The organism is Selenomonas sputigena, from assembly GCF_026015965.1.
Classification (GTDB): domain Bacteria; phylum Bacillota; class Negativicutes; order Selenomonadales; family Selenomonadaceae; genus Selenomonas.
Window position 1 is genome coordinate 779772 of record NZ_CP110383.1, and the last position, 23449, is coordinate 803220.

Genomic DNA, 23449 nt, shown 5'->3' on the forward strand with positions numbered 1-23449 from the left:
CCGACGTGGAAACACCAACCATCACGCTCTATGGCAAAACGTATGCGCCGAAACCGCCCAAGATGAAGGTGTGGCGCAAATTTCTTGCCTTCTTCGACGAGGACAAGAAGAACCTCAGCGTCGAGGAGTTCCTCGATGCGGAAATCAACCTCATCCTGCTCGCCTTTGACCGCGAGGAAGTGACAAAGGAAGCCATCGACGACAACATCGAGATCGCGGACATCGTACCGCTGACACGGGAACTTTTCCGCTGGATTCAGTCCCTGACCTTCCAGAAACTCGTGAAACTCCCAAACGACGAGGAGGGGAAGGCGTAGAGCTTTCCCCGTATCAGAACATCCTGCGCTACTACGAGCGCCTGCAGTCCTCCTACGGCTGGACGATGCAGGAGGTCGACGCTCATGAGATCGCCTTCCTCTTAGATCAGCTTATTGCGATGGTTGAAATCAAGGAGGATGGGCAGAAAATTTTCATTGACGATGTGATGTAAATGGCAAGAGGACAGAAAATCGACGAGCTGTATATCAGCTTAGGACTCGACATCGCACGCCTGCAGCTCGACTTCGATACGGCGGGGCGCACGGTGTCCGAGACGATTTCAAGGCTCAACAGCAAGAGCAATCAGCTGAAACTCAAGATGGATGTCGACCTCGCTAAACTCGACGGTGCGGGTACGGAGCTTGACAAGATCAAGGTCAAGTATGAAGCCATCAACCGTCAGCTGGACATCCAACGAAAGAAAGAAGAAATCCTCGTCAACGTGCTCAAGGATGTGCAGAAAGCGGACAAGGACGGTGCACGCACGCGCTATGCCGAGATGAATCTCCTCAAGCAGCAACGGCAAGTTGCTCAATTAGAGGCAGAGCTTAGAAAGCTCAATGCCGAGATGAAGACGACGGGCAGCCGCGCAAAGGCGATGGGGCAGAAACTTTCGGCGGGCTTTTCAGCTGCCAAGGGAGGAGTTCACAGCCTGTCGGAGGGGATGTCCATCCTCAATGCCAAGACAGCGGCTCTTATGGCAGTATTCACGTCGGGCGCGGGACTGTTCAACATCTTCAAATTGGTGATGTGCGGACTTTGGAAGCGGAGAATTGGCAGGTCTTGTCCGACAACCGTCAGCGCATGGTGGAAATCGTCGGCGGTGCGGTCGTGCAGGATTTCGGACACGTCGCTCAAGGCGACCGCATCTCCTGCACTGCCACAGTGCTGGCAAGTGACTGGGAGAAAATCAAGAGATACTGGGACGCTCGCGAGAAAGTGGACGTTACGGACGAGGCAGGAAATGTTTGGCACAACATGCGCGTGACGATGAAAGCATACGCTTATGTGCCGCACTTTTCTAAGGCGTATAAACTCACACTGGAATTTTGGAGGGTATGACTATGGCGAACAAGCTGCACATTTATATGAACAATCCTACGATCCGCATGAAAGACGGCACGGAAGCCAGCACGGATACGGAGACTTCTCCTATTGCAGTATTGCTGGATGCGGCGAAGGAAGAGGAGAAAGCCGTCAAATGCGCTGTGCGCTGCGATTCCGGCTACAAGGCCGAAGGTGCGGTCACGATCAAGTTCGTCGGCACGAACGCCGCCAAGTGGAAAGCCGCTCAAGATAATAACTACACGGCAGATACGGTCTTGGCTTCCGCTGATTGGAAAGACACGATCTCCCTGCAAAGCGTCGGCGAAGGCAACGTCATCTTCTGGGTCAAGGCGACGAGTACGTCGGATGAAAGCCCAAAGAACGACACCACGGTTGACGTGCAGGCGGAAGGGCTGATCGTAGAAGTCTGAGGAGGCGATGGCATGGCGTTCAAGTACATCAATCCGGGATATGCCAATCTGCTCGACACCGATACGGGGACGTCGGTGGAGGGCGCGGCATACAGCAAGACGGGTACGGCTTTCTGGCAGCCTGCGGAGAAGCGCGGCATCGTGCTCACCGAAGCACCGACGGAGCTTTACGGCAAGTTTGACGTGTATCTGCACCGTGAAAGTGATTCTGGCAAGGATAATTTCGAGGTCAGGGTTGCACTCGCAGGGGGGCATGGCGCAAGGATTTCAAAAAGGTACGACAATTGGTACGTCAACGGAACCTTGCATTCGAGTTCTATCGTCAGCGCGACAGGGAGTACGGATTATCTGGACTTCAAGGAAAGCTCGCATCTCAAACTGGATGACGTCAATACGCTTTATTTTCACGTCAAGTATAAACCGGGTACTCGCGAAGGGTCAGTAACCCTCATGGTGAACGGAGCAGAGCTTGGTACACGTTCATACGATGGGGATGGCGTTTTCAAAGAAAGTAAGGTGCTGGAAATTGTGAGCACTGCAAAACATGGGCTTTTCTCCAATATCATCCTGTCGGATACCGTAATCGATCCGAGGGAACAGGTCATCCTGCTGCCGAGTATGACGGTTGAGACGACAATGGAGGATTCCGGCAATGGCATGTATACGGCGACATCTCCCGGTCAGATGCTTTTGCAGACTGTGGACACGGCGGCTCTTGCAGCGACGTATGGGGAAGAATCCCAAGTGACGGGTATCGCACTTGTCGGCAATCCTGCATACCGGACAGCGGAAGGGCTTTGTGCGCTTACGGCGCTTGAGAAAAATGGCGAGACCGTTACGGAATACGGCAGGCATGTCTTGAAAGAGCAGCCGCCGGGCGGCATCGTGGACAGCCGCGCTGTTTCCTTGCGCTTGGCGGAATTGACAGGGAGAAAGTTCGGCTGGAAGGCAGGAGAATAGGATGGACGCTTCGCTGAAACCGCAGCTTTGGATTTCATGGATTCCTGTGGGCAAGGAAGTTCTCGCCCCGAAGATATACATGACATGGATTCCGAGGGGGATCGAATGTCTGCGTCCTCAACTATACGGCACGATCATCCCCGCGTCTAAGCACAGGGAGACGGTGAGTGTAGATACCAAGCGCCAAGTTGCCGAAACAGCTGAAGCAAGAGCAGACAGTCAAAGGCAGGTTTGCAGCACCAACTGCATTATGGCAGATACGAAGCGCACGGTCACTTCCTCCGCCATCGACTGGACGAGCGCCAAACTTTTGCGGCGTGTTGCACAAAGAAATACGGCTTCTGCCGCCACGCGAAGATGCGTAGGCGGCATTTATGTCTGCATCCGCTGTGATACTTACCGCACGCTATCTCCGAACTACTGCATCGTGCGTGGGGCGACAGGGCGCGAAGTCGTCAAGCGGGAGACGGTTTGTTGCGACACCAAGCGCACGCCAGGCATGGGGAATCGCGCGGCGGCGAAAACGCAGCGCAGACTCGGCAGGGGAAATGTCGCCAAAGCCGCCTTGCGCCGTACTGTCGTGGCGCGAGTGCGCGTTCGCTTCGACACCTTGCTTCGCATTCCTCATGTGTTCGAATATGTCACGTCATCGCATGGAAGAAGAAACAAGCGAAGCAAGCGTGCCGTATCACAGATCGCCGACAACTTTCGCACCCATGGCATCCGTTCCTTTGCTGTCACGCTCGGAGAGATGACGCTTTCCGACAATTTTCAGATGGAGACAGCACAGCCGCTTGCCATCGGCGATGCCGTGCGCGGTCAGATCTTGGACTATCGCTTCTCATTTTTGGTGGAAGAAACACTCCAACGGGACTTGCTCCAAACGGTGAAAGGCGCGTACAGCAAGGACGCGACGCTCTACTCTGCCATTCGCATCTTCGTAAAAGAAGCGCAAGCCTCTTATTACGCGCAGTCCATCGCCGCTGCGCTCGGCTTGCATCTCCATTGGGCGTGCGATGACTTTACGCCGTCACAGAACTTCGAGGACAGCGGCATGACATACCAAGACTTCATCTCTGCGCTTTTTGGCTGGACGGCGAAACTGCCGCAGCGGCAGGTCAATGTGTTCATCCGCGAAGATACGCTGCATATCGTCCAACGGGGCAGAGAAGCGTCCGTCCTCGACATCACGGACTGGCCGCACAGTTGCCCAACGGTGGAGCGCCGCCTCGTGCGCTCCCTGTGGCACAGCGGCCACGTTTCCGAGACGGCAGGCAACGCCTACAACGAGGAAGATACCGAGCCGATTCCTTTTACGGGTACGATCTCTTGGGAAGAAATGAGCCGCACCTACCACAACGGCTTTCTGACAAGCGAAACGAATGAGAAAGGCATGACGCGATACACCTACCATGGCGAATATCTGACGAGCAAGCAGACGCACAATAAGGATGGCTCCACTAGCCGCACGGAATACACCTACGCCGAAACCGAGCGTGATGTGTATCTCGTCAAGGAATGGGAACGCACGACAGAACCCATCAACGATGGGAAGAAGCACACGGAATACGACTGGACGGACTGGAACAACGAGCGCGGCACGGAGCGAATCACTTACCACGCGCCACTGGGCTACGGCTGGTACGCGACGACCGTCTACGTTGACGGCAATCTCGAGGGCAGCACCCTCTCGCAGGGCAAGCCCGGCGGCAAGGCAAGCCGCTTCACGGTCGAGCAGTCCAATCTCAGCCTAGGCTCACGCTACTCAGGCGACGACGATGATGCACCCTTCACCTCGCTGATTGATACGGAATTTCCCGTCAAGGGCGAAGCGGTCCTCAAAGAACTGACGCAGGCGATTCTCTGGCTCAACCGCAAGACGCAGGAAACCGTCACGTTGGAAGTGTTTGCGAACATTTGCGACGGCGTGCCGGATGTCGGGCATATCGCTGATTTCACCGAGCGCATAAAATTCGAGGGCAAAGAATATTTCCTGCAGTCGAATGCCGTCGAGCTTACGCCGCGCTCCCTCAAGCAAACCATAAAGATGACGAGGTGGTACTGATTATGAACGGCGTGCAAGGACTAGCCGACGCGCTCAGAAAAAGCGTCAAAGATACACGAGAGAAACAGGAAGGCAAGGCGCAGAGGGGCGTGATTCAAGGCGGCAGAGTCCGCATCGGATCGCGCTCCTATTCGTTTAAAGCCGTCGTAGACTGCAGCACGGAAGAAGGCGCTCTCGTCTGGGTGCAAATTTCCAAAGGCGGCACGGCAATCATCTTAGGAGCGTGAGAATATGCACAGGGCAAGAGTGAGCACTGTGGCGGGTAAGAAGGCACTTGCCGAAGGGAAGTGGCTCACCGTCATCGGAAACCGGAGCGTCCACAGCGGCGACTGGGTGTGGACGGACGGCCGCTGCATCTACGGGCATGAATCCGCAGGCGGCAGTGCGCCTGTGCTCGGTAAAAGAAGGGAAAGCGGCGTTCCTCTATACGTTGGCGGATGGCATTGCATCTACCAACGAGGAGAACTGCGATGGCTGTCAAAACTTCCATCGGTCAGTTACCGAGGGCTTCTTTATCTGGGGGCGCATGCCGCATATCTTCTGCCGCATCCGTATCCGCGAGACAATAGGCAGCTCCTCGATGCGGATATGGATGCCTACGGAAACATTTTTACGCTCACGGGCGTTTACTGGGTGGAGGGTGATTTAGGGATAAGGCCGAGCGCTCTGGGCGCTGTCCGTGTAGAAAAGAATGGGAAAGAAATCGCCTCGCATGATCTCAGACCGTATTACGGGGTGTTGAAAAATGCCACTTTCACAAGCATCATTACCGGAGGCGGACATGTAGACTGCGAAGGGAACTGGGGCTTCTATTTGGAAATTGACGCCTCCACAGACGGCGGATATGAAGGCAGAAAACCCGGCAGGGAAATGACCAATACCGTGTATTATGTGGATGCTGAAGGGGCACATCCGTTGTTCTATGAATATGCACGCTATAACAAAAACGGATTTCTGCGGAAGATAGAAAATTTTACGGGCGCGAGGGGGAAAAAGTTCCCGATTCACGACGGCTACTATTATATGTGGAACAGTTATGAGCCAGCGGGCGCCAATGCGCTCAACCGTCCCGAGCGTATCATCTTGACTATTTTTACGCCGGCAGGAGACAAGGCCGTCACCGGGTGCTTTCGTCTTGGCACGCGCTTTACGATTCTTCGCATCGGCGAAGGGGCATATCTGCTCGGCGTGTATCATGTGACTATACAGAAGCTATGGGCGATTAGTAAAGGCTGGGATCAGAATCCGGAAGAACCCTATCCGCAGGAGTGGGACGAAGTGCGTCCTTTCGAGGATGGATTGTACCTATGCAAAGACGGCGTGATGAAAAGACTTGTCAAGGGTTATTGCGACACGTTCCGCTTCCGTCGTGTACGGGATATAAAGACGTGGGAAACGACGTTGAAAAATGCAATTCAAGGAGGCAGCAAATCATGGAAAACCTTATGAACCTTCGTTGGTGGTCGACATGCATCGGTGTGCTTGTCGGCGAGTTTCTCGGCGACTTCGACCATCTGCTCTACGCACTGGTCGTATTCATCGCCGTAGATTACATCACGGGCGTCCTCTGCGCCGTATTGGACAAGAACCTGTCGAGCGAGATCGGCTTTCAGGGCATCGTGCGGAAAGTCGCCATCTTTCTGCTCGTCGGCGTGGCGAACGTGCTCGACGTCCACATCATCGGCAGCGGCTGCGTCCTGCGTTCGGCGGTAATCTTCTTCTACTTGTCGAACGAGGGTATCTCAATTGTAGGACACGCAGCGAGAATGGGGCTTCCCGTACCGAAGAAGCTGCAGGAAGCCATGAAGGAGATACGGGAAAAACAGATGCTCGGATAAAGGAACGAAGCCCGGCGGGGAAAATCCTGCCGGGCTTATTTTTTTGCCCAAAATCCATGAAGTTTCACCTTTGCCGTGGCTCTCTTATAGAGGTGATTTCATGAAAACATCCGCTAAAAATTCGACTTTCTGTCCTTTCAATAGTAGAAGGGGGACAGCAGCATGACAGAAGAGCAAAAGAAGCAAATCAAAGACCTTCGCGGGAAGGGCGAGGGCTACAAGAAAATCGCGCAGTGCATTGGCCTATCCGAGAACACCGTGAAGTCTTTTTGCCGCAGGATGAATGCAGCAAAGCCGGAGGCAGTCAAGCCGCAGGCTGCGGATGTTGGCTTGAGTTGCGAATGCTGCGGCAAGTCGATGGAGCAGATTCCCGGCAGGAAGAAACGGCGGTTCTGCTCCGATGCTTGCCGCCAGAAGTGGTGGAACAGCCATCTGCAGCTCGTGCAGCGAAAAGCTGTCTATCCATTGGTGTGTCGTCATTGCGGCAGAACCTTCGAGATTTACGGCAACAGCCACAGGAAATACTGCTCTCATGCGTGCTATATCGCCGAGCGGTTTGGCGGATGCAAGAGCACCAGAACTCGGAGGTGATCGCCCATGACGAAGGAAGCGTTTCAGCGCGAAAAAATGTACCAAGCCACGATGGGGATGGTGCGCCGTATGCGTTCTGCGGGGCTGATCTCTTCAGAAGAGTACGCCAAGGTCGAGCAAATCTTCCTCGAAAAATATAAGCCGCTGATTGGCTCGATCTATGCGGAAATACCGTTGACTCCTTGCCCGAGTTGAGGGATATATGGTGAAGGGTGATACAATTGAAGATTACACGCATAGAGCCGACCGTGGCGACACTTACGCCCAAAAAGAAAGTGGCAGCTTATGCCCGTGTTTCAATGGAATCAGACAGGCTGAACCATTCACTCTCGGCACAGGTCAGTTATTACAGCAATCTCATCCAGAACAATCCCGAATGGATCTATGCCGGGGTGTACGCCGACAGCGGCATCTCCGGCGGCGGGATTCGCCGCCGGGCAGAATTCAAGCGAATGGTCGAGGACTGCGATGCCGGGAAAATCGACATCGTTCTCTGCAAGAGCATTTCAAGATTTGCCAGAAACACGGTAGACCTGTTGGAAACCGTGCGGCACTTAAAATCTCTCGGCATCGATGTATGGTTTGAGAAGGAGAACATCCAGTCGCTCTCGGCGGACGGGGAACTCATGCTCGGAATTTTGGCGGGCTTTGCGGAAGAGGAGAGCCGCAGCCAATCCGACAATGCCAAGTGGTCGATTCAGAAGAAATTCGAGCGTGGGGAGCAATGGCACGCTGCCGCCTATGGCTACCGATGGGACGGCAAGTCCTTCGTCATCTGCGAGGAAGAAGCAGATGCCATCCGGGTGATTTACAACAATTTCCTCAAGGGTATTCCGCTTAGTCAGACATCCCGCTGGCTGCAGAAACACGGACATGCTTCATCCGTGCCGTTCATTCGCTACGCCTTGCGGAACATGGTCTATGCCGGAGATGTTCTTCTGCAGCGTTACATCACGGAAAATCCTCGGACGCACAGAATCATCGAGAACAAGGGACAGCTGCCGCGCTACTACATTACGGACAATCACCCTGCCATCATCGACAGGGTGACGTTTGAGAAGGTGCAAAAGAAAATCCAGGCCAGCTACGACTTCAACCTGGCGGCGCATCGCATCGTAAAGCCCAGCTGCTTCTCGGCGAAAATCATCTGCGGCAAATGCGGCGCACACTTCGTCAAGGGAGCGACCAGAACCAACGGACATGACGGCTTGCAGGAACATTGGTATTGCTACGACAAAATCCGCAAGCGGACGTGCGATGCGAGGAACATCCGTGGCTATCGGCTGCGGGAGGCTTCTTGCGAGGTGCTGGGACTGACGGAATTTGACGAGAATGTGTTTGCCAAGACCGTAGAGAAAATCCGCACCACCGATACGGACGTGTTGGAATTCCACTTCTACGATGGCACGGTCAAGACGGCGAAAATCCACTACTTCAATCAAGCGGAAAAGAAGTGCACCGACCCGCACAAGAAGCCCTTCGGCTACCGATGGAGCAAAAACGGTTATGTGCTTGTTCCCAAAGAAGCCGAGGCGGTTCGGCTGATATTCCAATACTATCTCGACGGCTGGCAAATCACCGACATCTCACGGAAGCTGGAAGCCGACGGCTATGGCAGCATGCGTGGGAAAATATCGCGCAAGCTGATTGCCTATACGCTGGACAACGACTTCTACCTCGGCGTTCGCCGAATCAAGGCGCAGTTCTCCGAGAGCGGACGGGAGGAAATTATCGAGAACGACCATGAGCCGCTAGTGACGCAGGAGATATTCGATGCTGTTCAAATGCGGCGGCAAGCGGAATACAGACGATGGAAAGGACGTGAGCGCGATGCGAAGTGTGACGGTCATCCCGGCCAGCATCCATAGATTTTCGGAAGTGCCGCTGGCGAGTGCAGAAAAGCGTAAAGTGGCGGCGTATGCACGAGTCTCCACGGACAACGAAGATCAGAAAACCTCCTACGCCGCCCAAGTGGATTATTACACCAACTACATCCAGAGCCGCTCAGACTGGGAGTTTGCTGGGATGTATTCGGATGAAGGCGTGACGGGAACCTCCATGAAAAAGCGCGAGGGATTTACTCGTATGGTGCAGGATGCTCTGGATGGAAAAATCCAGCTGATTGTCACGAAATCCGTGTCGCGTTTTGCAAGAAATACGGTTGATTCGCTCACTACCATACGGAAACTCAAGGAACATGGTGTTGAAGTCTATTTTGAAAAAGAGTCCATCTGGACATTTCAGGCTCGCGGCGAAATCCTCTTGACGATTCTTTCTAGCCTATCGCAGGAGGAAGCGAGGAGCATTTCCGAGAACGTCACATGGGGCTTGCGGAAGAGATTCGCAGACGGCAAGTTCTCCGTCGGATACTCGCGCTTTCTCGGCTACGACAAGGGCGAGGATGGAAATCTTGCTATCAACGAGGAGCAGGCCAAGATCGTGCGGCTCATCTTCCGGCTTTTCCTTGAGGGTATGACGGCTTGCCGAATTACCAAGGAACTGGCCGTACGACATATCTTGACGGTCACGGGCAAGGAGAAATGGAACGCCAAGACCATCCGGGGAGTCCTCGCCAACGAGAAGTACACGGGCTGTGCGAGGATTCAAAAGACCTTCACGCCGGACTTTCTCACCAAGAAAGCCGTCAAGAACTGCGGGCAAGTGCCAAGCTACTTCGTGGAGCAGAGCCATCCCGCCATCATCGACCCTGCCGTGTTCGAGATGGTGCAGAGGGAGATGGAGCGACGCACACGGGAGGGCGGGAGATACAGTGGTGTGAGTATTTTCTCGGGGAAAATCCGATGCAGTGCGTGCGGCGGTTACTTTGGAGCCAAGGTTTGGCATTCCACAGATAAGTACAGGCGCACCGTTTACCGCTGCAACAGCAAGTATGACGGGCAGAAATGCCAGACGCCCCATGTGACGGAGGATGAAATCAAGGAAGCCTTCGTCACAGCATTCAATCGGCTGGTGACGGAGCGGGATGAGATCATCGCGAATGCTCGGCTCGTGCGACAGGTACTCTGTGACACGACGGTGCTTGCGGAGGAGAAAGCCAAGCTGCAGCAGGAACTGGCGGTGTTGGTGGAGATGATGGAGAAAGCTGTCCGTGAGAACGCCCGCATTGCACAGAATCAAGAGGAGTATCAGAAGCACTACGAGGGGCTTGTGGCGAGATATGATGCCGCCAAGGCTCGGTTTGACGAAGTGACGGAAACCATCTCTGCCAAGGAAGCGCAGTCCGAGCGATTGGCGGTGTTCATCAAGTGCATCAAGGAACAGAGTGTGCCTGTGGCAGAGTTCGGCAGCCAGCTTTGGGCGAGCATGGTAGAGTGCGTGACCGTGGGCAAGGGCATGACGGTGGTGTTTCGGGATGGAACGAAGGTAAGAATTTGAAGAAAGATTTAGGAGAAATTGTTTGAAATTTTCTATCAAGAAGCAGGGCTTTAAAAAGTTATGTAGAAATTTTGTAATATATTAAAGAGGACTTCATGTGGGAAGTTTGAAATATTTCTATCTCATTGCATTTATAGAGGTGGGGAAAGGACTCCCCGACCATCTTTCGTATTGACCGCATTGTTCCTTTGCAGCGCCAGGGAGTGTTTTCACATTTCTCACGGCGATGAGTTTAGCGACGGCGAAATCTGCAAACGTATCCAATTCGTGTATGTAGGCGAACTGTGCCGCATCATCTCTGTCGAAGCCATCCACGCCCACATCCCTTCTTAAGAGGAGAATAGCGTCTATTTGATCACCACTGAGGTGTATGGGAACGGGGCGATATGCGTTGCGGAGTTAGGGAGGGCGGTGCGGGTAGTGAAGTAGAAACGAGGGGAAAAATGAGCTATCGCATCGGATCGTTTAATCTGAAAAATCTTGGACTAAAAGCTATGGGGAGAGATAATCCAAGAGATTTACGAAAAATTGCGGAAATTATTCGAAAAGAAGATTTTGATGTCGTTGCTTTGCAGGAGGTTTTAAGTAAAGGTAAAGTGCTTTCTTGGGAGGAGAATGCACGGAAACGCGCTCTTCTATATGAACTAGGTGCATCGGAATGGGACTTTGCATGGGCGGATGCCGAATCGGAAAATGATCCCCGCTCTGAGGGATATGCTTTTTTGTGGAAGAAGAGGCGTTTACGCTTGCCCGTGGCAAAATTGGAAGACGGTACAATTCGGACGTTCAAGCCACGCATATGCAGACTAAGAAAAGATTTAATGACGCGTATGCCGTACTATGCGCGGTTCACCCCTGCAGGTCTTGGCGGACCATATTTTGAGATACGTTTGCTATGTGTACACACGCATTTTACGGATAAAGTTCAGCGGCGGCGAGAACTAGATAATCTTATCAAAGAAGTATATCCGCAGGTGGAAGATCGTGTCTATCATGGCAGTAAAACCACGGAGCAGTGGGAAGGAGAGGGGCGAATGCCTTCATATACGATCATCCTTGGCGATTATAATGCTGAACTTCAGAGACCGTTTAATACATCGGGGTTTTATGTAGAGGATATTGAGATTGCCAAACGATGGGGAAATAAGAAGATAAAGACAGTTCAGTATGAAAAGACTACTCTGAAGAGGAAATTTGACGATGATATAACGGATGAAGAGGTAGGCGAGTACCAGAATAGAGCTAGCGGGTATGCAAATAATTATGATCATTTTTCTTATGATGTTGATAGGTTTTTTGGTATTCGAATTTATGTAAAGAAAATTGATGCTGTTAGAAAATATTGTAACGATGATTTTGAAACTTACTTCAAAACAGTATCAGATCATGTTCCAATTGTTATGACGATGGGGCTTAAATAATTGTCCTGGCTAATTCATGAAGGGAGTATATGGTATATCATGAGCAACAAGGAGTCGTTGTCCAACAGCAAAAAGGAACAAATGAATATGCTTCAGACAGATGATGCTAAACTACGGGCTGCCTATGCACTGAATATGTGTACGGTGTCTGTGTCGCAGATCATTGACTATGATGATCTCAATGTATTGGAACAGGAATATGAAACGATACTAAACAACCTCGATCTTGAGAAAATCCCTAAGGACGATGCGCTTCTCCACATACTCAGACAGTTACTGGATGTAATTACCTATTTTAAAATTCAAGAAGGCGATCGAAAATTCATCGAGCGAGAATACCAAGAGAAAATGCGGAATGCCGTTTGGTCAGCAGTTCCCAACTTTGGCGTTTTTGTCGCAGGTACAGATCCATATACAATGGCGTTTTCGTTGGTATCACAGGTCGGTGTCGGTTATATGAATTATCGTCGCAACAAGAATGAATATCTGCTTCAGCGGGAAAAGGAGGAATGGAAGCTCCAGCGTGCGGCGATGGAACAATTCAATGCTCTGCGGCGGGAACTGTTCTATACAGCGTGGAGACTGGCTGACACCTATGATTTCCCCGATGAGTATCGTTTGACAGAGCGGCAAATCAATCAGTACAATAAGATATTAATGGATTCAGATGATATAAGGAAATATGAACGGCTGGATTCCATAAAAGAGAAATTTACCGCATATCCACCCTTCTGGTATTTCTTTGGAAATGCAGCAAACTATATCGCAGAAAACAGGTCAATTCCTATCAGTGATGAGCTTCGCTGTGATTACAGAAAAAAAGCCTTAGAACACTTTGAAAAATATCAGGGATTTGAAAGCGTTCGTGTTTTGCGGGAAGATTCTATTGCGGCATCATGTCTGCTGGAACATGTGGATATTCTTATCGGAACTGGGAATTATGAACCCTATCGGGATAAAGTTCTTGATATGCTCCAGCGGGCAATTCGTATTTCAGGAAATACAAACGATGTCCTTGAACTCTGTGCAGTCATGTATTTGCGGATGGGCGAGGAAAAGCAGGCGGCTAAGATTCTTCGGAACTTGGTGAATGAGGACTACAATAAAGTTCTCAATGGACAACTCTTGAGCGGTCTGTATGTACGTATGCATGATCGTAAAGGGTATGAAGTGCTCCTCCAGCGTGTTGATCCCCAGTATCTTTACCCCATGCCTATGAACGGTCAATCCGCACCTGAGGCAGAAACAGATTTTATGAATCGGCAAAGATTGCTATTAAAGAAAAAATACCAGCGTGTTTTGGCTGACTTGGTGCGCAAGTATTCGATTCGCTGGAATAAGCTGACATCCGTCTTTGATGAGGAGCGCGTATATCCAGAGAAATTCTTCTGGGATACAAGACAGTCCGAGATGCAGCGTTGTGTTGCTGTCTCCCGCCTATTCCAAGAGAGGCGAGGAAAGGGGCGACGGTATACCGAGCGTATGCATCAAGTAGAACTTGAACTTGGTATGTTGGATAACTTGAATGACCTCTTCCAAGCCGCGTTTGATATTGACGAATGTTTGCGTGCTCCTGCTCAGGTTGATCAAGTGGTTCATCAAATCGAGGAGAATCTCGGTCTTGTTCGTAAAGGTATCAGTGAAGCACAGACGGCGATGGATAATGGCTCCTTTGGCGAAAGGGCATATATTTCACTTCAAAAGGTCAATTTTTCTGCCATTGTAAAACCTGCGATTATCGAGCTGTATAGAAGGATCGCAAAGAGTATTGATGGGGATGATATGGCTGTTATCACAGCGAGAGAGGCAAAATTGAATCGTTTCTGTAAGGAGCAGGAGCTTGAGTTGCCGGAAATTGCTGTCAATCCAGGGTGTGCTGTTGCTGTTGTTCTTCGTATGGAACACGAACTGTTTGCACCTGACTTATTCGGTGGCGGTGCAGTACAGGCTCAGAAGAGGAGGAGAGCTGAAAAGGCATTGATTGACGATATGAAGAAAGAGATGGATGAGAGTGTCGTTCAATCCAATGCACAGAAGGCTGTTTTTTATAAAGGGGATGAAGCGTTTACGCGTTACCTTGACAGGCATTCGAAGATAGAATCACTGGTTGCACGCCATACCTACATGATTATCGACAACGGAGAAAAAGCCCTTTTCTTTACAGGTGCAGGGATTCTTATTGATGGGCAGCGAACAAAATGCACAAAATACCATGAGGTAAAGCTAATGCGTGGCAAGAATGGTGAAGATGGGATTATTCTTCATGAGGTTACTTTTGGAGTGTTGTCTTATAAATCGACCTATCGTAATAAATTCTTGGATATGGGAGCATTGTATCAATTCATTCAAAGATTGTCGGATTGTTTTGGAGAACATGAGGGATGAGGTGGGCATCATTTCTTGTTTGTGAATATATTGAAATTGCGTTTTTCCCGTCTTATGAACTTAAGAAGTATAGGAGATGATGCATGTGAATGTATTTAAATTTGTATTTCCAGTGGAATACGCTGCTTATCAGTGGGCAAAGAAAAAGCGGCGAAAAGCTGAAGAACATGAGTTCAAGGAAGCATTCTCAAAAGATGTAGATACTTCGGAGGATATTGTTGACTCTTCTAGCATGAAATCCGCATACAGTGATGTGTGTGATGCAGATGGGCGTATCAATTTTACTGGAGTTTGAAAGCCTAAAAAATAAGATAAAGCAAATAGGAGGGTATATTTATGCCATTGGATGAGGTTATTGATTTAGCACTGGGTGGCAACAGTATATTGTTTTTGGGATCTGGCTTTTCGGTTGGCGCTGTTAATAAGCGGGGAGAAAAATTTTTGACCGGCGAGGAACTGAAACGTTATTTTGCAAAAAAATGTGAAGATCTGAGTGATGAAGAGTATGCAAGTTCTAATCTGGCGGATATTACCGAATATTATATAGAACGACAAGAGTTATCCGTCTCTGAAAAAGAAAGTCGCAAACAGAATCTGATTCACGATTTGCAAGACTTGTTTTGCGTTTCCTGTGTTAAGGACTATCATAATGTTATTTTATCCGTCCCGTGGAAACGGATCTATACAACGAATTATGATGATGTCGTTGAGGTCTCATCTAAAAGGAATGAGAATGAGAGAGTGCCGATTGTTTTGTCTGCGTCCATTCAGGAATATATTAAAAAGAATATCTGTGTGCACTTAAATGGATATATAAAAAAGCTTTCTACACGAACTATTAAAGATGAGTTTAAGCTTTTGGATAGCAGCTATACAGAAAACACACTTCAAGGAAACCCTTGGTTTGATTACATGAAGGAGGATTTCTTTGCTGCCGATAGAATTATTGTTATAGGTTATTCTTTCTCTACGAGGGATGCAGATATCAATAGGATTTTTGCACTTCCAAAACTTAGGCAGAAAATTGCGATTATTTCTTATGATGGGATAGAGAAAAAGAACCTGACAGTCAGTAGATTGAAAAAATATGGCGCATTGTATACTCCAGGATTGCCAGGTTTTGCGGAGCGTATAGAAAAATGCAGAAAAAAATTCCGTCCATCACCATTGGCAGAGAAGCCGTTTCTTTCTTTTTGTGAGTATAAGTCAACAAATCGGGCGCTAAAAAAACCTACACTTGAAGAGTATAATCAGTTTTATGTTTACGGGAAATATAAGCAAAATATTTTTTTGCACAATGATGGACATTCAAGCAATCCATATGAATCCATTGTTTATCGAAAACAGGTGACGGATTTTGTTCAACGTTATCAGGAGCAAAGACATAAAGTGTTTTTAATAACATCGGATTTGGGAAATGGAAAAACAATCTTTTGTGAAATGCTGAAAAGAGAAGTGCATACATTTTGCAAGGTTTTTGTCTTTTTGCGAGAGACAGAAGGGATTGCAGGGGAAGTCGAACGCATTTCGCAAATAAAAGACGATGTCTTGGTCATTATTGAAGACTGTTATTCCTCCCTGCATATATTATCATATTTTTCTCATCAGCCGATGCAACATATAACGTTTTTGATGACGACGAGAATGTCGCTAGCGAGTCATGTTCGCATGAAGATAAAGGAGAGATTAGATCTTCGGAAAAAGGAACTTTTGGAGATACCCCTGCAAAAATTGGAGGATGAGGAGTGTAGGGGATTGGCAGAAATTTTTTGCAGAGAACAATTGCGAAAAGGATATTCTGAAGAAGCACTTTATCACAGATTTACCGAAAAGTGTAAATCCTCCATGGCAGACATTATATTGGATTTATTGGAAGCACAACAGATCAAGGATAGACTGGAGAAGCTGATGGCTTCCGCTATGCGTCCGGAAATGAAGAGCGTCCGCGAAGTCGTTATTCTTGGGATGTGTATTTCAACATGGAAATTGTCATTAACGCGAGATGATTTGTTCTTCTTACTCAAGGTGGACAATTCTGCAGAAACTGAGATTGAAGAGAGAGCTATATTAAAGGAGCTGATTGGTGGTGATAACACAACAGAAGAAGTTTTTGTAAAATCGTCTATTATCGCCGAATATATGGTAAAGCATGTAGTTGATGTGTGGGATTTGTGTTGTGTCTTGAAAAAGACGATTGAGGCACTTGATTGCTCCTGCCGTAGTAATCCTCGTTATGTAGAGGCGCTCAAGGCGATTATATCGCATGCAAATTATAGCTCTTTTACGGAAACACAAGAGGACAAGCAAAAGATTGGTGCAATAAAAGATTTATATGAGTCTGTACGTAAGTTTAAATTTTACCGGGACAACCCGTTTTATTGGGAGCAATATGGTTCGGCATGTATTGATGCCGGAGACTTTAATACGGCAAAGAAATGCATTGGTAATGCCTATGATTGTGCAAAGGAAAAAGAAAATTTCGTACCCTTTCAGATAGAAACTGTGGAAGCGAGATGTTATCTGGAACAGGCAAAAGCTAACATAGATCAATTCAGCCCCAAAGAGATTCTGTCTGATTATATCACTGAGGCGCAGAGGCTCTTGTTAAAACATTATCACCATGAAGAAAATAACAAGAGATATTCTATTTCAATAGCAGAAAAAATCTTTGATTTGTTTGAGGAGAAAAAGAATACGTTTACAGTTGAAGATTTTTCTCGATATATTGAGATTATGAAGACGTTTTCTGCCAAGTGGGGGATGTCGAAAGATGTGGAGGAGATAGAGGAGCGAGAACTTGAGAGCTTCCTTAAATCTGCTCAGATGTCAATAGATGATGCAAATAAACAAATTTCATTGAAAAAGAAGAAAGACGCTCGAAAGCCAAAGAAGACTTTTTCTGAGTGACTAATGGCGTTGAGACGTTTATAGGATCATGGATAGAAAAAGAATAAGGCGATGCGTGATCTGATCTACTATAGGAGGAAACCCGTATTCCTCAGGGGTATACGGGCTTTTAGGGAATGTGGTTCGCGCTCCTGCTCCAACGGGCAGGGGGCGAGGTAAAATGGGCTATGTGCTGGATATATCGGCAGAAGGTGGGCGCAGGACGTTCGAATAGCTCGGCGTATTGAAGGAGATGTGCGATGTATATGGCGATGTGTGTATTCCTCCTGTGATTCATACGGTTTCATACGGTGTACCGTATTGTCTTTCAACTCGCGATGTAGCAATTGTACGCGATATCTACCGCCAGCTGTCGCAATATTCGCGGCGAATGTGATGGCACGGTCAACCCGATCGAATTCGTTGGTATGTTGGATACGGTGTGCTCTGTGCTCTTCGGGATGACGGACAATGTGTATGAGGCAAGGAGTGGCGTGGGGCTACTGTTGTGATATACTAAAATTTTAACAGGAAGGTCTAAAGGCCATTATGTGAAAGGGGATTCGATTCTTGTCACAACAACACTTATGAAACAGAAGTTCAAGCAACGGAGCGTTCGCATTCATATTGAAGACGGACGCATATACCGAAGCCTGACGGCAGGGTATAGAATTTAAAAAGGAGCATCTGCAATGGTGCAAAGAATTTAGCGAGGAATGCAGAAAAATGCCTCAAAGAGTCCAACTGTCTAGAATGATTTGGAGTCCATGCATAAGAATCGTCGCTTGCGTGAAGAACTTGCAGAAGCACGGAAAGAAAATCTTTTCCTATTTATTCCTCTGTGGAAGCGTACATAAAACCTTTTATGTGCATTGAACTCTCCGTTACGGTCTGATCGATATCCAGATTCCCATGACCAAATTTTCGATTCTCGTGTCCAGTTTTTCGCACAGGGGTGTGCAAAAAATTCTACTTAGGGGGTGCAAATGCACCCCCTTTCGCTATGCCGAGAAGCCTTGATTTATGCGGCTTTGCGACGGATATTCGCTTAACGATAAGCAGGGGGTGCAAGGGGGTGCATCGTTAATCGGGTATAGGGGGTGCATCGTTAGATTGTATCAAAATCAGGGGTAAGACGGAACTCCTTATAACGATTATGTCCAGCCTGGCCCAGGAGGAAAGTCGCAGCATCTCGGAGAACACCACATGGGGCAAACGCAAGCAGTTCGCCGAGGGTAAGACCAGTGTGGGCTACAGTGCCTTTCTCGGCTATGACAAGGACTTCAAAATCAACGAGGAGCAGGCGAAAGTGGTGAAGCTCATCTACAAACTATTCGTTGGAGGTCGATCCTTCTATGCCATCACCAAGGAATTGGAGAAGCGCGGTATCAAATCCCCGTCGGGAAAGGACAAGTGGTATATTTCCACGGTACGGTCAATCCTTACGAACGAGAAGTACCGTGGCGATGCGCTGATCCAGAAGGAGTATACGGTGGATTTCCTCGATAAGACGAGACGGAAGAATACGGGTGAGATTCCGCAGTATTATGTGGAGGAACATCACGAGGCGATTATCCCGCCGGACTTATTCGACTTTGTGCAGTCGGAGATAAAACGCAGAGAGCAGAACGGCAAGCACAGCGGTGTGAGCATCTTCGCAAACAAAATCAAATGCGGCTGCTGCGGCTGTTGGTACGGAGCGAAGGTATGGCACTCGACCGACAAATACCGCAGGGTGATCTACCGCTGCAACAAGAAATATTCCCAAAAGGGAAAGCCGTGCAGCACGAGGCATCTGACGGAAGAGGAAATCAAATGGATTTTCGTCAAAGCACTGAACTCCTTGGTAGAGGTCAAAGAGAACGTGATTGCGGAACTCACGGAGCTGATTGACAGTGTTTGCCAAACGGAGGAGCTGACGGAGGAACGGGATAAAGTAGAGCAGGAACTCGGCGGTTTGACAGAACACCTTGAAACGCTGATTCGCGAGAATGCACGGGTGGCACAGGATCAGAATGCGTATCTGAAACAGGAAAACGAGATTCGTGCACGCTATGTGGAAAAGCAGGGGAATTTGGAGAAGTTGGACGAGCAAATTGCCGAGAGGGAGAGTAAGAGAAACACCTTGGAGACCATAATTCAAGTGATATGTGGTATCAACGAGGAGCAGGCTGAGTTTGACGAGGATTTGTGGAGCGGACTGCTCGATTACATTGTGGTCAAGAAGGACGGGCAGATTGTTGTTGTTTTTAAGGGTGGGATTGAGAGTGGCGTTGGAGGATGACGCTCATTAGATTGGTACAGTGTATTTGCTCCATCAAGAGAATAAACTGAACAACGATGAAAATTTATTAAGATGGACAGGAAAAAGACAGATAAAAAAGAACTCTTTAATAAGAATTCTTCCCTAACACATTCTTTTGTCGATATTTTTCTTGTACTGCACGGAGAAAAAGCGTACAATCAAACACAAGGCAGATGTTATTATGAAGTAGGAGGGGGATCTATGGAGGTCAATGCAAATCTGGCACAGGATGTGTTCAAGGATGCAGGTGAGAGCGTCATTTTCGTCATGCTCTCACTGAAACGCGAGGATATTGAGAAGGAGCGGGAGATCATCGCCGATATGGCAGATCGGATGGAGGCGATTCAGCGCTCGATGAACATCCGCGTCGCACCGGAGACGGTGAAGCTTTCGTTTGGGTTCAGCAACCGTGCGTGGGAATATCTCTTTCCAACGGCAAAGAAGCCGAAGGAACTCGAGGATTTCCAGGGGGTAAACGGCGAACACCACACGGCACCTGCGACACCTGCCGATCTCTTTCTCCATGTGCGTGCGGGTCAGGCGGCAACAAGCTATCTCGTCGTCGATCAGATCATGAGCTTCCTTCGTCCTGTCGTGGACGTGGTAGATGAGACACACGGCTTTCACTATCTTGAGGGACGTGCAATCATTGACTTCATTGACGGAACGGAGAATCCCGTCGGTGAGGAGGCAAAGGAGTGGGCGATCATCGGTGCGGAGGATCCGGAGTTCATCAACGGCTCCTATGCTTTTGCACAGAAATACATTCACGACCTCGACGCGTGGCGGGCACTCCCGACCGAGGTGCAGGAGAAGTATGTCGGCCGGAGGAAATACAGCGATCTTGAACTCTCCGACGGGGAGAAGGATCCGCGTGCGCACAACATCATCTCGCAGGACAACCGCGATGGTGAGGAGCACAAGATCGTGCGCATGAACGTCGTCTTTGCGAATCCCGGCGAGGGGGTGCGCGGCACCTATTTCATCGGCTACGCACGCCATTGGAATGTGACACGGCAGATGGTCACCAATATGTTTACGCAGGATGACCGCCTACTCGAATATTCGACCGCGGAAAAGGGGCAGCTCTTCTTCATTCCGTCGAAGGAAATCTTAGGGCGTATCGCCGAGGGGGAATTGTTCTAGGGAGCATTGAGTATATCGGTATACACTGGGGAATGTGGTATCAGTCAAGAAATTTTGTGTTACAATATCGGGTGTTGAAAGATCATTGATCTTTTTGGAGGGAACACAATATGGAAGAAGTATTAAAAAACAGAAGCTGAGGTAGAGCATCTGGAAAAGAAGGCTGTACAGCTTGGCAAAGAGGCTGCCAAAAAAAAGATGAGCATCGTCGGCGTGATTGCCTCCGGTCTGTCCATTTGTATGTACGTTTCCTATATCCCGCAGATCCTTGGAAATCTGTCCGGTCATCAGGGAGACTGGATTCAGCCGTTCGTCGCATTCATCAACTGCACGATGTGGGTTGGATACGGGTTTTTCAAAAAGCAGCGCGACTGGCCGCTCGTAATCGCCAATTCTCCGGGCATCATCTTTGGTCTGACGGCTGCGATTACCGCTCGTCTCTAAATGTGTAAACACAGCAGCCAATACAAATGATGTGAATTTCCGTGAGTTCGCGGGACTGTTGCACGAAGTTAGAAAACTTCGTGCAACAGTCCCTTTTTGTCGAACGGATTCCACTCAGTCTGCAAGCACGTCGGTGTATTCCTCCCTGCCGCGCATCATCTTCTCTGCATAGGAGCAGACGGGGACGATCTTCTTCCCTGTATGGCGCGCCTCGGCGATGATTTCCTCGATGAGGCGGCGGGCGATGCCCTGCCCTCCGTAGGCGGGGTCAACCTCGGTATGTGTGATGACCCAGCATCCGCGCGCCTCCTCAAGCTCTGCGACGCCGACGCGTGTTTCGCCGTCATAGGCCGCGCTGCGGAAATGTTCGGGTTCAAATACGATCTGCATGGTGATTCCTCCTTTGCCCGTATTGTAACGCATGAGGAATGTGCCTGTCCAGTATGCGGCAGCAGATTATAAATTGTGCACAGCAGGAAATCGGAGGGCTTTTCTCGAATACCGAATGCAAGAGTGTTTCGCTGACGAAAAGGAGGAAATTATGGACAAGAAAGGGTATGCTCTGTTGAGCGATCCGTTTCAAAACAAGGGGACGGCGTTCAGTGCTGACGAGCGCGCACAGTTTGGACTTACGGGCCTCCTGCCGCCGCATGTTGACACGATTGCGGAGCAGGCGCAGCGCATCTATCAGCAGATGGAGCGCAAGAGCTCGGGGCTCGAGAAGCGCCGCTTCCTGATGGACGTGTTCAACCGCAACCGCCGCCTGTTCTACTATGTGTTTCGTCAGCATATTGCAGAGCTCATGCCGATTGTCTACGATCCCGTGATCGCCGAGAGCATTGAACAGTACAGCGAGCAGTTTATCAACCCGCAGGAGACGGCATATCTCTCGATCGATCACCCGGAGGCGGTCGAGACGACGCTGCGGCAGGCGGCGGGCGACCGGGAGATCCGTCTCATCGTTGCAACGGACGCAGAGGGCATTCTCGGCATCGGCGACTGGGGGACGGACGGTGCCGATATCGCCGTCGGGAAGCTGATGGTCTATACCGCAGCAGCGGGAATTGACCCCACGTCGGTGCTGCCGGTCATGCTCGACTGCGGGACGAACCGCGAGAGCCTCCTGCAGGATCCGCTCTACCTCGGCAATCGTCACGAACGCGTGCGGGGCAAGGCATACGACGACTTCATCGATGCCTTTGTGCAGACGGCGGAGCGGCTTTTCCCACGCCTCTATCTCCACTTCGAGGACTTTGGACGGCCGAACGCCGCGTCGATTCTGCGCCGGTACCAGAAGACCTATCCCGTCTTCAACGACGACTGTCAGGGGACGGGCATCATCACGCTCGCAGGACTCCTTGGCGCGATGAAGATCACGGGGCAGAAGCTCACGGAGCAGAGATACATGTGCTTCGGCGCGGGGACGGCGGGCGCGGGCATCACGAGCCGTATTTGCCGCGAGATGGTCGAGCAGGGGCTCAGCGAGGAGGAGGCGCGCGGGCATTTCTACCTCGTGGACAAGCAGGGCCTCCTCTTTGACGACATGGGCGACCTGACGCCGGAGCAAAAGCCATTCGCGCGAAAACGCAGCGAGTTCGACCATGCGGATTCGCTCACGACGCTTACGGCCGCCGTGATGGCGGTAAAGCCGACCATCCTTGTCGGCACGTCGACAATGCCGGGCGCGTTCACGGAGACGATCATGCGAGCGATGGCATCGTGGTGTGATCGTCCGATCATTTTTCCGCTGAGCAATCCGACAGAGCTTGCCGAGGCGACAGCGGAGGACCTCATTCGCTGGTCGGACGGGCGTGCGTTGGTTGCGACCGGTGTTCCGCGTGATCCGGTCTCCTACCGAGGAACGACCTACGAGATCGGACAAGCGAACAACGCACTTATCTATCCGGGACTCGGCCTCGGCAGCATGGCGGTCGATGCGAAGCTCGTGACCGATGAGATGATCTCGGCCGCGGCGCATTCACTCGGCGCATTCCTTACGCCCGAGGCAAAGGGCGCTGCCGTCATTCCGCCCGTTACGCGCCTCATTGAGTTCTCTGCCGCCGTCGCTGTTGCCGTTGCGGAGTGTGCCGTGAAGCAGGGACTGAACCGACGCGCGGTCGCGGATGTAAAGGCCGCTGTCGAGGAAATGGTCTGGAAGGCGGAATACTGACGCATTGAGAAAGGGGCTGTTGCACGAAACCAACGTGTAGCAGCCT

Annotated in this window: 20 protein-coding genes and 2 pseudogenes; 21 read left to right on the forward strand and 1 reads right to left on the reverse strand. The window is 50.1% G+C overall.

The features are described 5' to 3' along the window. The first annotated feature begins 5 nt into the window (after positions 1-5). The 20 genes and pseudogenes from gpG to OL236_RS04065 all read left to right on the forward strand — a co-directional run bounded on the left by gpG (position 6) and on the right by OL236_RS04065 (position 21233). Positions 6-317 (forward strand): phage tail assembly chaperone G, encoded by a 312-nt coding sequence (gene gpG / locus OL236_RS03970; RefSeq protein ID WP_265071416.1) that lies wholly within the window; start codon positions 6-8, stop codon positions 315-317. A gap of 173 nt (positions 318-490) precedes the next feature. Next, positions 491-1069 (forward strand): annotated as a pseudogene (locus tag OL236_RS12480) (hypothetical protein); the annotation flags it as partial. Positions 1070-1122: 53 nt separating this feature from the next. Beyond that, complete coding sequence (locus OL236_RS03980) at positions 1123-1380, forward strand: phosphoribosylformylglycinamidine cyclo-ligase (protein WP_265071783.1); 258 nt, start codon at positions 1123-1125, stop codon at positions 1378-1380. 2 nt (positions 1381-1382) lie between these two features. Further along, entirely contained in the window at positions 1383-1796 is a 414-nt protein-coding gene (locus OL236_RS03985) for a hypothetical protein (protein WP_265071418.1), read from the forward strand. A 12-nt stretch (positions 1797-1808) separates the two neighbouring features. Next, positions 1809-2756, forward strand: a complete 948-nt coding sequence (locus OL236_RS03990; RefSeq protein ID WP_265071419.1) for a hypothetical protein — start codon at positions 1809-1811, stop codon at positions 2754-2756. A 1-nt stretch (position 2757) separates the two neighbouring features. Then, complete coding sequence (locus tag OL236_RS03995) at positions 2758-4821, forward strand: hypothetical protein (RefSeq protein ID WP_265071420.1); 2064 nt, start codon at positions 2758-2760, stop codon at positions 4819-4821. 2 nt (positions 4822-4823) lie between these two features. Further along, positions 4824-5048: a hypothetical protein gene (locus OL236_RS04000; protein ID WP_265071421.1), complete on the forward strand. Its 225-nt coding sequence runs from the start codon at positions 4824-4826 to the stop codon at positions 5046-5048. A 28-nt stretch (positions 5049-5076) separates the two neighbouring features. Next, entirely contained in the window at positions 5077-6270 is a 1194-nt protein-coding gene (locus OL236_RS04005) for a hypothetical protein (protein ID WP_265071422.1), read from the forward strand. Further along, positions 6255-6659, forward strand: a complete 405-nt coding sequence (locus OL236_RS04010) for a holin family protein (RefSeq protein ID WP_265071423.1) — start codon at positions 6255-6257, stop codon at positions 6657-6659. The genes OL236_RS04005 and OL236_RS04010 overlap by 16 nt, the downstream gene beginning before the upstream one ends. A 162-nt stretch (positions 6660-6821) precedes the next feature. After that, the gene (locus OL236_RS04015; protein ID WP_265071424.1) at positions 6822-7250 is read left to right on the forward strand and encodes an RNA polymerase subunit sigma-70; all 429 of its coding nucleotides are present in this window, start codon (positions 6822-6824) and stop codon (positions 7248-7250) included. Between the two features lie 6 nt (positions 7251-7256). Beyond that, the gene (locus tag OL236_RS04020; RefSeq protein ID WP_265071425.1) at positions 7257-7445 is read left to right on the forward strand and encodes an SHOCT domain-containing protein; all 189 of its coding nucleotides are present in this window, start codon (positions 7257-7259) and stop codon (positions 7443-7445) included. An 80-nt stretch (positions 7446-7525) separates the two neighbouring features. Beyond that, a complete protein-coding gene (locus tag OL236_RS04025; RefSeq protein ID WP_265071784.1) occupies positions 7526-9118 on the forward strand; it encodes a recombinase family protein in 1593 nt (530 codons plus the stop codon). Next, entirely contained in the window at positions 9024-10646 is a 1623-nt protein-coding gene (locus OL236_RS04030) for a recombinase family protein (RefSeq protein ID WP_265071426.1), read from the forward strand. The genes OL236_RS04025 and OL236_RS04030 overlap by 95 nt, the downstream gene beginning before the upstream one ends. 443 nt (positions 10647-11089) lie before the next feature. Beyond that, complete coding sequence (locus OL236_RS04035) at positions 11090-12067, forward strand: endonuclease/exonuclease/phosphatase family protein (RefSeq protein ID WP_265071427.1); 978 nt, start codon at positions 11090-11092, stop codon at positions 12065-12067. Between the two features lie 39 nt (positions 12068-12106). Continuing rightward, on the forward strand, positions 12107-14452 hold the full coding sequence (locus OL236_RS04040; RefSeq protein WP_265071428.1) for a hypothetical protein: 2346 nt from the start codon (positions 12107-12109) through the stop codon (positions 14450-14452). Positions 14453-14537: 85 nt separating this feature from the next. Then, complete coding sequence (locus OL236_RS04045; protein WP_265071429.1) at positions 14538-14747, forward strand: hypothetical protein; 210 nt, start codon at positions 14538-14540, stop codon at positions 14745-14747. Between the two features lie 41 nt (positions 14748-14788). Then, entirely contained in the window at positions 14789-17359 is a 2571-nt protein-coding gene (locus OL236_RS04050) for an SIR2 family protein (RefSeq protein ID WP_265071430.1), read from the forward strand. Between the two features lie 1117 nt (positions 17360-18476). Further along, a pseudogene (locus OL236_RS04055) lies at positions 18477-19622 on the forward strand (recombinase family protein); the annotation flags it as partial. A gap of 222 nt (positions 19623-19844) precedes the next feature. Beyond that, positions 19845-20789, forward strand: a complete 945-nt coding sequence (locus OL236_RS04060; RefSeq protein ID WP_265071431.1) for a Dyp-type peroxidase — start codon at positions 19845-19847, stop codon at positions 20787-20789. A gap of 198 nt (positions 20790-20987) precedes the next feature. Further along, on the forward strand, positions 20988-21233 hold the full coding sequence (locus OL236_RS04065; protein ID WP_009646032.1) for a SemiSWEET family transporter: 246 nt from the start codon (positions 20988-20990) through the stop codon (positions 21231-21233). 114 nt (positions 21234-21347) lie between these two features. Here the strand turns inward: OL236_RS04065 and OL236_RS04070 are convergent, their stop codons facing one another. After that, positions 21348-21623 (reverse strand): GNAT family N-acetyltransferase, encoded by a 276-nt coding sequence (locus tag OL236_RS04070; protein WP_265071432.1) that lies wholly within the window; start codon positions 21621-21623, stop codon positions 21348-21350. Between the two features lie 115 nt (positions 21624-21738). Here OL236_RS04070 and OL236_RS04075 point away from each other — a divergent pair, with 115 nt between their 5' ends. After that, positions 21739-23403: a malolactic enzyme gene (locus OL236_RS04075; RefSeq protein WP_265071433.1), complete on the forward strand. Its 1665-nt coding sequence runs from the start codon at positions 21739-21741 to the stop codon at positions 23401-23403. Positions 23404-23449: the final 46 nt, after the last annotated feature.

What these genes read in the sequence shown, in the direction of transcription:
- OL236_RS03990 (WP_265071419.1), top strand. Translation starts at nt 1,809, where the DNA reads ATGGCGTTCAAGTACATCAATCCGGGATATGCCAATCTGCTCGACACC.
- OL236_RS04040 (WP_265071428.1), top strand. Translation starts at nt 12,107, where the DNA reads ATGAGCAACAAGGAGTCGTTGTCCAACAGCAAAAAGGAACAAATGAAT.
- OL236_RS04075 (WP_265071433.1), top strand. Translation starts at nt 21,739, where the DNA reads ATGCAAGAGTGTTTCGCTGACGAAAAGGAGGAAATTATGGACAAGAAA.
- OL236_RS04060 (WP_265071431.1), top strand. Translation starts at nt 19,845, where the DNA reads ATGGAGGTCAATGCAAATCTGGCACAGGATGTGTTCAAGGATGCAGGT.
- OL236_RS03985 (WP_265071418.1), top strand. Translation starts at nt 1,383, where the DNA reads ATGGCGAACAAGCTGCACATTTATATGAACAATCCTACGATCCGCATG.
- OL236_RS04035 (WP_265071427.1), top strand. Translation starts at nt 11,090, where the DNA reads ATGAGCTATCGCATCGGATCGTTTAATCTGAAAAATCTTGGACTAAAA.
- OL236_RS04000 (WP_265071421.1), top strand. Translation starts at nt 4,824, where the DNA reads ATGAACGGCGTGCAAGGACTAGCCGACGCGCTCAGAAAAAGCGTCAAA.
- OL236_RS04050 (WP_265071430.1), top strand. Translation starts at nt 14,789, where the DNA reads ATGCCATTGGATGAGGTTATTGATTTAGCACTGGGTGGCAACAGTATA.
- OL236_RS04065 (WP_009646032.1), top strand. Translation starts at nt 20,988, where the DNA reads ATGAGCATCGTCGGCGTGATTGCCTCCGGTCTGTCCATTTGTATGTAC.
- OL236_RS03995 (WP_265071420.1), top strand. Translation starts at nt 2,758, where the DNA reads ATGGACGCTTCGCTGAAACCGCAGCTTTGGATTTCATGGATTCCTGTG.
- OL236_RS03980 (WP_265071783.1), top strand. Translation starts at nt 1,123, where the DNA reads ATGGTGGAAATCGTCGGCGGTGCGGTCGTGCAGGATTTCGGACACGTC.
- OL236_RS04070 (WP_265071432.1), bottom strand. Translation starts at nt 21,623, where the DNA reads ATGCAGATCGTATTTGAACCCGAACATTTCCGCAGCGCGGCCTATGAC.
- OL236_RS04020 (WP_265071425.1), top strand. Translation starts at nt 7,257, where the DNA reads ATGACGAAGGAAGCGTTTCAGCGCGAAAAAATGTACCAAGCCACGATG.
- OL236_RS04010 (WP_265071423.1), top strand. Translation starts at nt 6,255, where the DNA reads ATGGAAAACCTTATGAACCTTCGTTGGTGGTCGACATGCATCGGTGTG.
- OL236_RS04015 (WP_265071424.1), top strand. Translation starts at nt 6,822, where the DNA reads ATGACAGAAGAGCAAAAGAAGCAAATCAAAGACCTTCGCGGGAAGGGC.
- OL236_RS04030 (WP_265071426.1), top strand. Translation starts at nt 9,024, where the DNA reads ATGCTGTTCAAATGCGGCGGCAAGCGGAATACAGACGATGGAAAGGAC.